General features: G+C 59.6%; 13 protein-coding genes. 2 read left to right on the plus strand and 11 right to left on the minus strand.

The features are described from left to right. Positions 1-16 precede the first annotated feature (16 nt). From rfaH to ACYASU_RS15225, 8 genes are all read right to left on the minus strand, one after another. The gene (gene rfaH, locus ACYASU_RS15190) at positions 17-541 is read right to left on the minus strand and encodes a transcription/translation regulatory transformer protein RfaH (protein ID WP_192174009.1); all 525 of its coding nucleotides are present in this window, start codon (positions 539-541) and stop codon (positions 17-19) included. Between the two features lie 5 nt (positions 542-546). Beyond that, positions 547-1,347: a WbqC family protein gene (locus tag ACYASU_RS15195; RefSeq protein ID WP_192174008.1), complete on the minus strand. Its 801-nt coding sequence runs from the start codon at positions 1,345-1,347 to the stop codon at positions 547-549. A gap of 27 nt (positions 1,348-1,374) precedes the next feature. Then, positions 1,375-3,591 carry a polysaccharide biosynthesis tyrosine autokinase gene (locus ACYASU_RS15200; protein WP_463583271.1) on the minus strand — a complete coding sequence of 739 codons (2,217 nt, stop codon included), beginning with the start codon at positions 3,589-3,591 and terminating at the stop codon, positions 1,375-1,377. Beyond that, positions 3,592-4,044 (minus strand): low molecular weight protein-tyrosine-phosphatase, encoded by a 453-nt coding sequence (locus ACYASU_RS15205; RefSeq protein WP_192174006.1) that lies wholly within the window; start codon positions 4,042-4,044, stop codon positions 3,592-3,594. Further along, positions 4,034-4,963 (minus strand): glycosyltransferase family 2 protein, encoded by a 930-nt coding sequence (locus ACYASU_RS15210; RefSeq protein WP_192174005.1) that lies wholly within the window; start codon positions 4,961-4,963, stop codon positions 4,034-4,036. Before ACYASU_RS15210 ends, ACYASU_RS15205 begins: the two co-directional genes overlap by 11 nt. A gap of 17 nt (positions 4,964-4,980) precedes the next feature. After that, positions 4,981-6,495: a lipopolysaccharide biosynthesis protein gene (locus tag ACYASU_RS15215; protein WP_463583272.1), complete on the minus strand. Its 1,515-nt coding sequence runs from the start codon at positions 6,493-6,495 to the stop codon at positions 4,981-4,983. A 42-nt stretch (positions 6,496-6,537) separates the two neighbouring features. Then, complete coding sequence (locus ACYASU_RS15220) at positions 6,538-7,659, minus strand: DegT/DnrJ/EryC1/StrS family aminotransferase (RefSeq protein WP_282372457.1); 1,122 nt, start codon at positions 7,657-7,659, stop codon at positions 6,538-6,540. A gap of 104 nt (positions 7,660-7,763) precedes the next feature. Beyond that, the gene (locus ACYASU_RS15225; protein ID WP_282372458.1) at positions 7,764-8,549 is read right to left on the minus strand and encodes a hypothetical protein; all 786 of its coding nucleotides are present in this window, start codon (positions 8,547-8,549) and stop codon (positions 7,764-7,766) included. A 914-nt stretch (positions 8,550-9,463) separates the two neighbouring features. Here ACYASU_RS15225 and ACYASU_RS15230 point away from each other — a divergent pair. Continuing rightward, the gene (locus ACYASU_RS15230) at positions 9,464-11,272 is read left to right on the plus strand and encodes an aminopeptidase P family protein (RefSeq protein ID WP_463583273.1); all 1,809 of its coding nucleotides are present in this window, start codon (positions 9,464-9,466) and stop codon (positions 11,270-11,272) included. Positions 11,273-11,316: 44 nt separating this feature from the next. Here the strand turns inward: ACYASU_RS15230 and ACYASU_RS15235 are convergent, their stop codons facing one another. Both ACYASU_RS15235 and ACYASU_RS15240 read right to left on the minus strand, forming a co-directional pair. Then, the gene (locus ACYASU_RS15235; RefSeq protein ID WP_463583274.1) at positions 11,317-11,910 is read right to left on the minus strand and encodes a DsbA family protein; all 594 of its coding nucleotides are present in this window, start codon (positions 11,908-11,910) and stop codon (positions 11,317-11,319) included. 64 nt (positions 11,911-11,974) lie between these two features. Then, positions 11,975-12,715, minus strand: a complete 741-nt coding sequence (locus ACYASU_RS15240; RefSeq protein WP_463583275.1) for an SDR family oxidoreductase — start codon at positions 12,713-12,715, stop codon at positions 11,975-11,977. A gap of 97 nt (positions 12,716-12,812) precedes the next feature. Between ACYASU_RS15240 and ACYASU_RS15245 the strand changes: the two genes are divergently transcribed. Then, positions 12,813-13,385 (plus strand): TetR/AcrR family transcriptional regulator, encoded by a 573-nt coding sequence (locus ACYASU_RS15245; protein WP_282372462.1) that lies wholly within the window; start codon positions 12,813-12,815, stop codon positions 13,383-13,385. On the opposite strand, the gene ACYASU_RS15250 is transcribed toward ACYASU_RS15245, so the two are convergent. Beyond that, positions 13,382-13,672 (minus strand): hypothetical protein, encoded by a 291-nt coding sequence (locus tag ACYASU_RS15250; protein WP_192173997.1) that lies wholly within the window; start codon positions 13,670-13,672, stop codon positions 13,382-13,384. The genes ACYASU_RS15245 and ACYASU_RS15250 overlap by 4 nt on opposite strands. Positions 13,673-14,327 lie beyond the last annotated feature (655 nt).

Raw genomic sequence — 14,327 nt, forward strand, 5'->3', positions numbered from 1 at the left:
GCTAACGGCTCACGCCTCACGCCTGCGCTTGCATCCGCGACAGGCTGCTGACCGGCAGGGTGACCTTTTGCTCACGTTGCAGCAGGTTGAGCAGAATCACCGCGCGTTCATCACCGTCGGCGGCGAGGAAGATCGCTTCGACGTCGTTGAAGCCCTCCGCCGTGATCCGCACCGTTTCCCCTTCTTGAAAGGTGACCCTGGCCGGCGGCGCCAGCAGGCGCTGACGGATCTGCTCGATCAACGCATCCTGCACCGGAACCGGCATGCCGCCGAAGGTGACGATGCGCGCCACGCCTCGGGTCGAGCGGATCGGGTACCAGTTGTCGCTGGCCTGGTCCATGTGGATGAACAGGTAACCGGGGAACAGCTCTTCTTCGGCCGGTGCCCGTGAGCCGCGTTTTTTCTCACCGTGCTTGACCGGGCGGTAGCACTCGAACTGCTGACGTTGCAGGTGCTCTGCCGCACGGGCTTCCTGGCGGGGTTTGGTCTGGATCAGGTACCAGCGCGCGGAGCCACAGGCGCTATTGACGACTTCAGACATACACTTCACTCCACTGCGATCCGGTGCGACCCGGTCAGGACAACGTCAGGTTTTTGCGCCAGCCCGTGCATCATGCCTGGCCGCGCGGAGGGTGGATTCTTGTCCAGCCCGTATTCGGTCAACATCTGCTGCACCTGCTCGACGCAGTTGAACATCAGCACGTCGATGATCGACAGATTGGCGACGAAAGGTTGCCGGAACTGCCGGTACACCACCGGGTTCATCCGGAAGAACCGCACCAGCAAGCCGTTACGGGCGAAGTGATCACGGTCATAGATGACCGATCCGCCTTCCGGGGTGATGAACGTCGTGGCTTCGAACGTGTGAGCGATGCGGATAATGCGCTCCTGCTTGTCCGCAGCGCTACCCAATATCAGGTCCGAGCTGCGCAGGATCGGCGTCACGATGTGCAGATAAGCACAGATTTCACGGATTGCGTGTTCGGCATACAGCGCAATGTTCTGCTGCGGGAAACGGATCAACCGCTCCAGCAAGGGCATGACCTGCGCGAAACAGGGCGCCTCTCGATAACTCTCGGCCAGCAGATCGATCAGCCGCGGCGCTTCATCGCTGAAATGATCACACAGTTGGCGCTGATTGATCTGCAACTGAAAGCGGTCTTTCTTCAACGGAAAGCTGATCAGCTTCGCTTCGTCGTTGTGCAGGATGCGGTTGCGATTGACCCAGCCGGACCGAACATACTGCAGATCGTCTCCCAGGACGAAGACGTCTGCGGCAGCAATGAGCTGAAAGTAACCCAGGTACGGGAACAGATAGGGCTGCATCACTGCAAGGGTCCTGGCCATGTGTGTCTCCTTGGCGTGCATGTCGATTTACTTGCGGACCGTGGTGTAGTCGTAACCGTAAGCGGCGCAGTCGTAGTCGGCGGTCGACGCCTTGCGCAGGACACCGTTGAAGATCGCACCCTTGATCAGAATGCCGTTGTGCATCAGGCGGCGTTTGCACGCTTCGATTTCCTTGGCGGTGCTCAGGCCGAAGCGGGTCACCAGCAGGCAGGTGCCGGACTGGCGGCCGACCAGCGTGGCATCGGTCACGGCCAGAATCGGTGGGGTGTCGATGATCACCAGGTCATACAGCGGCGACAGCTCGCTGATCATTTTGTTGAAGTTGTCGTGCATCAACAGCTCGGACGGGTTTGGCGCCGCGTAACCGCAGGAGATGAAATCCAGGTTGCGCACTTCGGTGTGGTTGATGACTTCTTTGCTGCCCAGACGCGCAGCGAGGGTGTCCGACAAACCGTGCTTGGGCGTCAGGTTGAACATCTTGTGCAGGTAGCCTTTGCGCATGTCGGCGTCGATCAGCAACACGCGTTTGCCGGTCTGGGCAATGATCACCGCCAGGTTGCTGGAGACGAACGACTTGCCCACGCCCGGCGTCGGGCTGGAAATCATCAGCACGTTGTTGCGGGCTTCGAGCATGGCGAAGTGCAGGCTGGTGCGCAGGCTGCGCAACGCTTCGATCGCCAGCTCCGTCGGCGCGCTGACGCTCAGCAGGCGTGGCTCCCTGCTCGCCGAACGGCTCTGGGCGGCCTTTTCCATGCGCTCCTGCAGTCGCGAATACGGCAGCGAGGCGTACACTGGCATGCCGAGGTTTTCGATGACTTCCGGGTTGTCCACGCCGCGATAGAACGCCTGGCGTACAAACACGGTGGCAACGGCCAGCAGCAGGCCGATCAGGGCGGCGACCAGCACGATGATTTTGCGCATCGGCTTGACCGGCTCTTCGACGTTGGCGTCGGCGTTGTCGATGATGCGGACGTTGCCGATGCTGCCGGCGCGCAGAATGTCCTGCTCCTGACTCTTGTCCAGCAACAGGGTGTAGGTCTGCGAGGTGACCTGCATGTCACGGTTCAGACGCAGCAACTCTTGTTGCGTGGCCGGCAGGGCTTCGATCTTCTTCAGCAGCGCGGCTTTCTGGGATTCAACCTGGCCGATCTGAGTCATCAGGGCGCGGTAGGTCGGATGCTCCGGCGTGTACAGACGCTCGACGTCGACGCGCTTCATTTTCAGGTCCGACAGGGTGCCTTCCAGCTTGACCACCTGATCCAGAACTGATTTGGTTTCAACGCTCAGGTCAACCGACTTGGCGCCCATCTGGAAGTTGTTCAGCGCGATTTCCGACTGTTCCAGCTGCTTGCGCACGGCAGGCAATTGCGAACGCAGGAATTCCAGACGCTGGGCGGCTTCAGCCGAACTGCGCTCGACGTTCTGGCGCACATACAGGCGGCTGACTTCGTTGAGGATGCGCTTGGCCAGTGCCGGGTCCGGGTCCTGAATCGACAGGTAGACGATCCCGGAATCCTTGCCCGCTTCCATGATTTTCAGACGGTCCTGATAATCCAGCGCAGCGGTCAGGGTGCGTTGACGCACGACGGTGAACTCGGTGCCCGGACGTGCATTGAGCGCAGCCACCTGGAGGGTGATGCCGCTGCCTTCGACGGTCTGACCGACTGGGCCGCTGAGCAGTTTGTTGCGGTCTTCGTCATACAGGGTAAAGGTGCCAGGCTTGCCCGCCACCATGGTCATCTTTTCGCCCAGCAGCGCGTCCGGCACCTCCAGCTGGAAGATGTCGATTTTCTCGCCGCCCCAGGCGTAGCTGTTCAGGCCGAACATCGGATCGGCCAGCGCGCCTTCACGCTCCGGCTTGAACCGACGCGCCATGTAGCTGCCCAGCCCCGGGATGTATTTGGGCTTCTGCACGATGTACAGCTTGAGGTGATCAACGACCTTGCCCAGCACTGCGCGGGATTTGATCAGCTCGATTTCGGTGGTCGCCTGGGAAACCGACAGCGGCTTGCTGGAGACTTCGGTGCGGCCCTCGATGCCGACTTTGCGCGGCTCGATCTGAATCATCGCGTTGGCCTGGAAGATCGGCGTGGCGAGAATGGCGTAGGTGGCGCCGAGCAGGACGCAGATGCCGACAATCGACGCAATCAATCCTTTGTGATCGAAAAGTGTGCGCAAGATAGTCGCCAAATCGATCCGGGAGTCCTGGACCTCGTCCAGAGAAGTACGGTTCATAGCGGTCATTTATCTTGGATCTCCTGACTGAAGATAAGGAAGCCAGTCGTCGACACAACGCGAAAGCTGCTCGTAGGTCTGTTCAAAGGCTAGTTTCGGGCGCCGATAGGGATCGGCGATTTCCAGCGCTTGTTGCCATTTGCCAATCAGAAACGTCTTGCCGCGTACCTCGGGGGCCAGCTTGAGGACGCTCTGGGTCTGACGATGCTCCATGACCAGAATCAGCTCTGCTTCGTGGAGCATCTGCCGATCGATCTGACGGCTTCGATGTTTGTGGGCGAGGACGCCGTTGACCTGCAGAACGGCCTGGGCCAGCGGATCGATAGTGGAGCTGAGCATGGCGTGGGTGCCGGCCGACGAGATCTGGATGCGCGCGTTCGGCACGCGCTGTCGGAACAGGGCTTCGGCCATGGGGCTGCGACAGATATTGCCGACGCAGACCACCAGTACGTTATTGAACATGACCTTTGCTGAGGGTCGTCATCAGTCTCTTGCTGATGTTGGAGCTGAAGTTCTGCCCGACCGCCAGGAGCGTCTGCATCTTGCGTTTCGGGGTGATCGCCGACAGCGAGTACTCGACCAGCTCCATCAGGAAATGCTCATAGAGTTCCTGATGACCGAGCCGGTTGTAGTAGTTGGCCAGGGCGCCCGAGGTCTGCAGCGCCATGTGCAATTTGCGTTTGTTGGAGCGCATGGAAAACACGCCGCCTGGGTGCAACCGGTACATGGCCGGCTTGACCTCACCCATGAATTTGCCCTTGCCGTAGGCACCGAGCAGCGACCACCAGACCAGATCGTTGAGCGGCGCGGCGCGCAGCTCGGGCGGCAACGAATCGAAGACGTTGCGGAACACCGTGGTCAGCGTCGACACCGGCCGCGCTTTCTGCAGCTCTAGCGCCGTGGCATCCCCGCGCAGCTTGCCTTGCAGCTGAATCGGGTATTGGCCGCTGATGTCGAAGGGGATCGCGTCGTGGTAGGTCAGCACGTAATCCGGATTGTTCTCGAGAAAATCCACCTGAATCTGCAGCTTGCGCGGGTCAGTCCAGTAATCGTCGCCCTCGCAGTAGGCGATGTAGCGGCCCCGGGCTTCGCCGAACAGACCCGGCACCGGCGGGTTGTTCTGCGAGTACTGATTCGTCTCGTGATAGAAGGGGCGGATCAGCGTCGGGAAGCGTTTGACGTAATCGGCAATGATGCGAGCGGTGCCGTCCGTGGAGGCATCGTCGTTCACCAGGATTTCGAAGGCGAACGTGGTTTGCTGCATCAGAAAGCCTTCCAGCGTCTGCGCTACGTAGGCTTCCTGGTTGTAGGCTGGACAGACGATGCTGACCAAGGGCGCGGCGGACGGCGAAGAGCTCGTCTTATTGCTAATAGCATCCATGGCTTGGGTACTCGGAGTTAAACACTGGGTTTGCTGAACAGAACGGAAATCTTCATCACCAGCGGCTTGTAGCTGGCGGCCACAATCAGCAGCGTGAGCAGGCCGCTGACGGCCAGCCCCAGGAAGACGCTGATGCGGTTGTCAGTGGCGATCAGCCGCAGCAACGGCTCGGTGATCGCCAGACCCACGCCGGTCATCACGCTGATGCGGATGATGTCGCGCAGCCATTGGCTGTGAATGCCCGGAGCCAAACGTTGGTGGACGATGACCGGCCAGATGGCGAAGGACACCACCCGTAACACGAACCAGGCAATCGCCGCGCCGTAAGCGCCATAGCCGCGAATCGCCAGAAACATCACCGGCACGGTGATCAGCGCCGAAACAATGCTGTACCAGACGTGCAGGTGCATGCGCCCGTAGGCGTATTGCAGATAAAACTGGAACGCGCTGACCGCCATGATGGCGCTGCCCAGGGAGTACCACGGCAGAATCGTCCGGCTCCACTCGGCGGCAGGGCGATCACCCGACCAGGCAAACACCATCTCGTCGGCGTGCAGCGCGATCAGTGCCGCGAGGGGAAACAGGAACGTGCACACAAACCGGTTGGCCGCCAGGTACAGCTGATGCATGTCATCCCGGCGCCCTTCTGCCATCAACACCGTGAGGCGCGGCAGTAGCGTCTGCGCCAGCGGGTTGGAGAGCATCATGATCCCGGTGGTGATCAGTGCCACCAGCGAGAAATAACCGTATTCATTAAGTGGCAGCAGCTCGGACAGCAGCACCTTGTCGATCTGGGTCAGCACGATCCACAGCACCGCGGTGCCGGACATGCTGGCCGCGAACGGGATGATCGGCTTGACCAGATCCCAGTCGAAACCGGTCAGCGGCGACGGCCTCCGCATCTGCTGATAGGCACGGGCGGCGAAGATCAACGCTTCGATCAAGCCCACCAGCGCCTGGAATTCGAAGAAGTGCACCGGGTCGTTGGAGATCGTGCTCACCAGCAGCAGCCCGCCGAAGTAGCGCAGCGTGGCGATGATCACGTTGGCGATGTTCAGCCATGCATGCTGCTCAAGGCCTTGAATCCCGCTTTTATAGAGCGTCGAAAACAAGCGCAGGGCGATGACGATGCCCATCAGCGCGATGCACTGCACCACGGTCTGCGTCGACAGCTCTTGGGCATTGAGCCAGTGCACGGCAATCCACTCGCTGCCGGCATACATCGCCACGCAGCAGAAACCCGCCAGTGGCAGGAAGATGATCTCGAACGAACGCAGCAGGCGACCGGTGTAGCGGTCCAGTCCGTCGCTGCCTTGTCGATGCGCCACCGCCCTGACCAGACTCGGCGACAACCCTGCGTCCAGCAATTGCAGCCAGGCTTGCAGCACCGAGAAGAACCCGATCAGCCCATATGCCTCGGCGCCCATGTGGCCGAGGTAGAACGGCATGATCAGGATCCCTACGAGCAGCGTGTAGGCCTGGCCTGCATAGCTCAACGCAGTGTTGCGTATGACTGAGCGCTTGGTTGGCATCGAAAGTCCTTCCGGCGAATCTAGGTGAATGGCGTGATGGCGTTACATGACCTGCGCGAGGGACGGCACACGGTACGGCGAGTGGGCGGTGCGGGTTTCAGCGATCACCGTCTGAATGACGCGGTCCTGATCGTCGCGCAGCAGGCCCGGGTAAATCGGCAGGCACAACACGCGCTCGCTCAGTGAACGAGAGGCGGTTTGTGCCGCTTGCGGCTGCAGGTATTCAAGGGTGTCCAGCGACGGATAGAAGTAGCGGCGCGGGTTGATCCCATTGGTGTTCAGCGCCGAACGCAAACGCAGCAGTTGTTGTTCGTCGCGCAGGGCGATCGGGTAATAGCTGTGGTTGAGTTCGCTGTTGCTTTCCGGCCGCTGCAGATCGACGTAATCGCCCAGACGGGTGGTGTAGCGGTCAGCGATTTCAGCGCGTTCCTGAAGAATGTTCTCGATGTCGTCGAGAATGCACAGGCCCATCGCGGCGGAGAATTCGTTGAGCTTGGCGTTGATGCCGATGCCGTCGATCTTGTCGACGTCAACGATGCCGAAGTTGCACAGCAGGTGAACCCGGCGCGCCGTTTCGTCATCGTTGGTGATGATCGCGCCGCCTTCGATGGTGTGAAACAGCTTGGTGGCGTGAAAACTCAGTGTGCTGACGTCGCCCCAGTTGAGCACCGACTGGCCGGCGTGACGCACGGCGAAGGCATGGGCGCCGTCGTACACGACTTTCAGATTGCGCCGACGGGCGATTTCTTCGATGCGTTCAACGGCGCACGGGTTGCCGAAGACGTGGGTGCCGACAATGGCGGTGGTGTCGGAGACGATGCGGCTCTCGATGTGGTCGGGCGAAATGTTCCAGGTCTGCGCGTCGATGTCGGCGAAGATCGGGCGAATGCCTTCCCACTGCAGCGAACTGCTGGTGGCGACAAAGCTGAACGGCGTGGTCACTGCGCTGCCGCTCAGGCCCAGTGCGCGATAGGCGACCTGCAGGGCGAGGGTGCCGTTGTTGGTAAGAATGACGTGCTTGACGCCCAGGTAGTCTTTGAGGCGTTGTTCGAGCTCGCACACCAGCGGCCCGTGGTTGGTCAGCCAGCCGCGCGCATAAATGCCCTCGACGTAGCCCTTGAACTTGTCGATATCGCCCAGGTAAGTCTTGGTGACGTTGATCATCGAATTCTCCATTTCAGATGCAAAGCTTTTAAAAAATGCTTTCTGGGCAGTGATGCGGTTGCGCCGGTCTGAGGCCAGGCCGCCAACGCCAGGTTCGAGCGAAATCAATTGGGGGTGGATGCCGGCGGCGGGCTGCCTGCCTTGCTGCTCATCCGTCGCGCACGGCCCTGATTGATTTTCAGGATCAACCGGGTGGCCAGGCTGCCTGCATGGGGGTCGCCGAAGTGGAAGAGGGCGGTGGCGCGCTTCACGTCCGGTCGGCAGGCCTGATTGGCGTGCAGGCTGCGATAACCCCAGAAGAAATAAACGCTGCCCGGCTCCAGGCGCAGGACATACGGCTTGAGCCAGTTGCGCTGCATGCCCTTGATGATCCAGCCGCGGGTGATCTTGTTCTGCAGCAGGGCCTTCTCGATCACGTTGAACAGCACCCATGAGCGCACCCGGCGGATATTCGGAAACAGCATCAGATCGCCGCGTCCTTCGCCTTCACTGGGGATGAACACCGGGATCAGTGCGGTCACCAGGCTGGCGTCGTAGTGGAAACTGTTGGATTCGCGCTTGCCCTGATTGCCCTGCACGCAGCGCAGCACCGGGAAAATGCGGTCACTGGCAGCGTCGCGGCGGGCCGCATGCTTATAGAGGCGACCGAGCAGCGTCTTGAAGCGCGGGTCGGACCAGTAACTCGCCAGCAGGCTTTCGCTCAGTGCCGCTTCACCGTGGTAGGCAAAGTATTCGCCCTGGTGTTTCTGCGCCTGTTCGTCAGTCCAGGCCCGCAACTGCTGCAGGTCCGTGTCAGGCACGGCCGCGTTCAGTTTTGCAAAGCCGTTGGTATCGATTTCGTCAGCCAGTCGCTGAACCAGCTGCTCATCCATGTCGAAAGATAAAGGCATTGCATCAGGCCCTCGTTGAGAGTGAGGAGTGCAGGGCAGGGGGTTAATTGCGCTTCAGGCACGCTACCGCCCGAATCTGCAGATCCTGCCGTTGTACTAATTAGGCGTGCATTCAAACGGTGACTTCATTCAGCACTGGCTGACAAAAGCGTTGGGCAAAGCTACCGCCCCACCGAGCACATTCAGCAATTCGAAAAAACCTTTCTTTGAACCAAAAACTGCCCACGGGCGCTGATTTCACACCGTTTGAATCGTCAACTTTTTGGGCAGTCTTAGGGTAATTAAGTCGGAATGCTCTCGGCGCACGGCTCTAGGGCCGCACTGCAAAAACAGGAAAACATTGGACGTGCCTATATATCGGCGGAGGCAGAGTTTCTGTCAAATTATTTCGCCATCATTCTGTTAATTTTTTGATAAGCGGATCGTTGGCATGCGTAAGTGATTGATTTTAAAAAGAGTCAATAAAACATCACTGCCCTGTCGTGGTGCGCGACGCTTTTTAGGCACTGCCGGAGACCCCCTGTTTGGCTATCGAAAATTACCGGGAAGACGTTTTTCCAACGTCAGAACTTGGGCGCGGATGGGGGGTAACGGTTTTATGGCGCTCGATTATTGAATCCCGTCATATACGCGTACTTATGCGGAGGGGTAACTAATCAAGTGAGAGGTAAGTTTGTAATTAAGCGATCACGGTGGTGTTGCGGTTTTATAGATAGAACTGTGTTCGGTTATATATACATCAAAGTGGGTGAGGTGGTTGATATGACCGAAGACTTCATCAGTGCGCCATGCAGTGGCCCCGGCGCGTCATTACTGCGGCCAAGGGTGGATGCGGCGCTGCGGTTGCTCAGCCTTGATCGCTGCTCCATTATCCGGGTCTGCGACGCAAACAATTCGGGTCACCAGGAGATTCAATGAATACGCAGTCGAAAACCACTGGAGTGGCGATGCAACGCCTCGCGCAGGCGCGCGCCCTGATGAGCCGTGAGGGCATCGACGCCTGGCTGGTGCCGTCGGCCGACCCTCATCTCTCTGAATATCTGCCGGGTTACTGGCAAGGGCGGCAGTGGCTGTCCGGCTTCCACGGTTCCGTCGGCACCTTGATCATCACCCAGGACTTCGCCGGCCTCTGGGCAGACAGCCGTTACTGGGAGCAGGCGAGTAAGGAGCTCGCAGGCAGCGGCATCGAGTTGGTCAAGCTGCAGCCCGGCCAGAACGGCCCACTTGAATGGCTCGCCGAGCAGGCCAAGGCGGATTCCGTCGTCGCGGTGGATGGCGCGGTGTTGGCCGTGGCGTCGTCGCGCACGCTGGCTGCCAATCTGTACGAAAAAGGCGCGCGCCTTCGCACCGACCTCGACCCTCTGACGGAGTTGTGGAGCGACCGCCCTGCGTTGCCGGCCCAGGCAATCTATGAGCACGCCGCGCCCCACGCCACCGAAAGCCGCACGGACAAACTCACTCGGTTGCGCACGGTGATGGCCGAGCGCGGCGCGGATTGGCATTTTCTCGCCACCCTGGACGACATCGCCTGGCTGTTTAATCTGCGTGGCGCCGACGTCTCCTACAACCCGGTGTTCATCTCCTTCGCCCTGATCGGCCCGAACAGCATCAACCTGTTTGTCGCATCAGAGAAAGTCGACGCCGGACTGCGCAGCACCCTGGAGCAAAACGGCATCACCCTGCATGAATACACCCGCATCGGCACTGCGCTGCGCAACGTGCCCAAGGACGCGCGGTTGCTGGTGGATCCGGCGCGGGTCACCTGTGGCCTGCTGGACTATCTCGACAGCGAAGTGACGCTGGTCGAAGGCTTGAACCCGACGACCCTGTTCAAATCGCAGAAAAGCGCTGCTGATACCCGGCACATCCGTCAGGCGATGGAGCAGGATGGCGCGGCGCTGTGCGAATTCTTCGCCTGGCTGGATTCAGCGCTGGGCAAAGAGCCCGTCAGCGAGCTGACCATCGACGAGAAACTCAGCGCGGCGCGGGCCCGTCGGCCGGGCTACGTGTCCCAGAGTTTCGCCACCATTGCCGGCTTCAACGGTAACGGGGCGATGCCTCACTACCGCGCCACCGAAGAAGAGCACGCGCAAATTGAGGGTGACGGCTTGCTGCTGATCGACTCCGGCGGCCAATACCTGGGCGGCACGACCGATATCACCCGCATGGTGCCCATCGGCACGCCGACCGCTGAACAGAAGCGTGACTGCACGCGCGTTTTGAAGGGCGTCATCGCGTTGTCCCGTGCGCACTTTCCGCGGGGCATTCTTTCGCCGCTGCTCGACTCCATCGCTCGCGCCCCGATCTGGGCCGAGGGCGTCAATTACGGGCACGGCACCGGTCACGGCGTCGGCTATTTCCTGAACGTGCACGAAGGCCCGCAGGTGATTGCCTATCAAGCCGCCGCCACGCCGCAAACCGCGATGCAGCCGGGGATGATCACGTCGATCGAGCCGGGGACGTATCGGCCGGGGCAGTGGGGCGTGCGCATTGAAAACCTGGTGATCAATCAGGAGGCGGGCAAGACCGAGTTCGGCGAGTTTCTCAAGTTCGAGACACTCACGCTTTGTCCGATAGACACGCGCTGCCTGGAAATCGGCCTGCTGACCCAAGAGGAGCGTGAATGGCTGAACGAATACCACGCCCAGGTCAGGCAGCGCCTCAGTCCACTCGTGGAGGGCGCCGCGTTGGCTTGGCTGGAAGGTCGGACAGCGGCGGTTTGACCCTGAACCCCACCGTCTCCTCTGGCGGTGGCATTACAGGCAGGTTATTCGGTTAGCGCTTCCCGGACGAAATCGAGTCGGTCCTGACCGAAATAGAGCTCGTCGTCGACGAACATGCTCGGGGCGCCAAACACGCCTCGTGCAACGGCTTCTTCGGTATTGACTTTCAGCTGGTCTTTGACGCTGGGGTTGCTGACCCAGCCAAGGATTTCTGCCGGATCAAAGCCAGACCTTGTGAGGGCCGCTGACAACACCCCAGGGTCGTTCAAGTCCAGCGCGTCTACCCACATCGCCCTGAAAGTGATTTCCAGCAATTCAATGAACCGTTGTGGCTGGAGCATCTGCGCAGCAGTCAACGCGCGCATCAGGCTGAGCGTGTTGATCGGGAAGTGAGGGTTGAAGGTGAGGGGAACCTGATAGCGCTTGGCGAAGCGCGCCAGATCCTTGATGGAGTAACGCGCTTTGGCAGGCACGTCGTTGGGCGACGCATTGCCTGTCGCCTTGAACACTGCGCCCAGCAAGATGGGCCGATAGATCAGGGTCGCTGACGTCTCGTCGCAGATCTTCCGCAACTGGGTGTAGGCCAGGTAACTGGTCGGGCTGCCCACATCGAAGTAAAACTCCACGCTTCGGCTCATCATTGCATTCCTTCTTCTTATATAGATGCGGGCGTGCGCCCATGTGATTCGCTGACGCAGGGGCTTACCAGCGTTCGTTCCAGGGGCGCAGGTCCAGCTCGAACGTCCATGCGTCCCGGGGCTGGCTGTGCAGATACCAGTAATTTTCTGCGATGTGTTCAGGGTCGAGAATGCCGTCCTCATCCTTGAGCGCGTAGCGTTCGGGAAACTGAGTGCGGATGAAGTCAGTGTCGATCGCGCCATCCACCACCACATGAGCCACGTGGATGTTCATCGGCCCCAGTTCACGGGCCATGCTTTGCGCCAATGCCCGTAGCCCGTGCTTGGCGCCGGCGAAGGCCGCGAAATTGGCAGCGCCGCGCAGGCCTGCAGTCGCCCCGGTGAACAGAAGGGTGCCGCGTTTGCGTTTGGCCATACGAAGGGCGACCTCCCGGGCGTTCAGAAATCCGGAGAAGCACGCCATCTCCCAAATCTTGAAGTACTTGCGCGCCGTCTCTTCGAGAATGCTGCAGGGCACGTTGGCGCCGATATTGAAAACGAAGGCCTCGATCGGGCCTATCTCAGTCTCGATCCGCTCAATCAGCGCCACCACGTCATCTTCCTTGCGCGCGTCCGAGGCGAACCCGTGGGCTTCGCCGCCACTCTGCCGAATCGAGTCCACCAGAGGCTGAAGTTTGTCGGCGCTCCTGCGAGTGACACACGCCACGTAACCCTCCCGGGCGAAGCGTCTGGCAATCGCGCCTCCTGTCGCGTCGCCTGCACCCACAACCAGAACGACCTTCTTGTTATTCAATGTAATGGTCATCACGATACCTTTATTAAACGATCGTTTACTTAACGGACGTTATGCTAGGGTCGCGAGAGCGTCAAGGCACTTACTTAAGTAAAAGGGGGGGGGAACAATGCGCTACTCGGTCGACCATAAAGAGCAAACCCGACGCGCCATGCTCGACAGCAGCGCCGCTCTGGTGAAAGAGAAAGGCTTCGCGCCCATGGGGGTGGACAGTCTGATGAAAGCCGTCGGGCTCACCGGAGGAGCTTTCTATAGTCACTTCTCTTCGAAGGATGCGTTGTTTCAGGCGGTGGTTGAGCGCGAGTTGACCCGCAGCCTGGCGTTACTCGGTGGCGATGAGTCGCTGACCAGGGACCGAATCAAGCAGTGTCTACGGCATTACCTGACACTGGCGCATGTACAGAATCCTGCGGGTGGATGTGTCATTCCTGCATTGGGCGCCGAAATTGCCCGCGCAGAAGGACCGGCTCGTCTGCGCGCCGAGCACTGGTTGTGCGAATTACAAAAGGCATGGGCTGAAGTGCTGGGGGACGAAGATCTGGCGTGGGCAGCCATTGCTCAGTGCGTTGGTGCTCTGACGGTCGCGCGAATGATGGCGACGCCCGAGCTCCAGCAACGCGTGGTGGACGCCAGCCATGACCTGCTGTGTCAGCAGGTGGATGCGCTGTCGGTAGCCGACTAGGGGTTAGTCGGCTTCTTGCAGATGATGATCATGCTGCGGCTGGTATAGCCAGCCGGATTCAGACCGAGCGGATAGCCCCCCGTGTCTTCGGCGCCGTCACCGGACTTGGCGATCACACGATACTGCTTGGATACGCAGGAGTTGGTCGCCATGTCATAGCACTGCTCCCACGAGGACGACAGGCCCGAGCAATTGATGTGGATGCCGCGTTTACCCATGACCGGTTTAGACGTCGCTGCGCATCCAGCGACCGCCAATGCTGCCAGTGCCATTAAAAAGTACTTCATTCATATCCTTACCTGACCAACACGTTGCGGTCAGTGACTATCCAGAATTCGCATGCTGCCACCAACGGTCACGTCCATGTGGAGGGGCGGCACCATGTCAAGGCGCGCCGGCTAAACATCGCTCAATAGTGAGACAAATGCCAGTGACATCGTGTATCACGCCGATGGCCGTGCGAGCGGCTGCTTTCTGGATCCCTATAGAGAGCGGTTAAAGAAGCGCAACGCTCCTATAAGAACCCATGGATAGCGGTCTGTTAAGCAGCAAAGGCGCCAAATATCAGTGATTGTTCTGTCTGTTGAAATAAGTGCTTGACGCCCCTCTGGATCTGTCTATAATTTGCGCCACTTCCGGCGCAGACGAAACGGAAAACTCCTTGATAATCAACGAGTTGGACGAAGTAAGCAGCGAGGGATGCTTCGGTTCAGATGCTTGAATCGACAGCGGTGAAAAAGGCAGTTGACAGCAGATTGTAACGCTGTAGAATTCGCCTCCCGCTGACGTGAGACGTTAAGTCGAACGAAGCGCAAGTGGTTGAAGTTGATGAGGAAACTTTGAAAACTTCTTAAAATAACCGCTTGACAGAAACAAGAGACGCTGTAGAATGCGCGCCTCGGTTGAGACGAAAGATCTTAACCACCCGCTCTTTAACAACTG

It is taken from the genome of Pseudomonas sp. HP_12, from assembly GCF_055283955.1.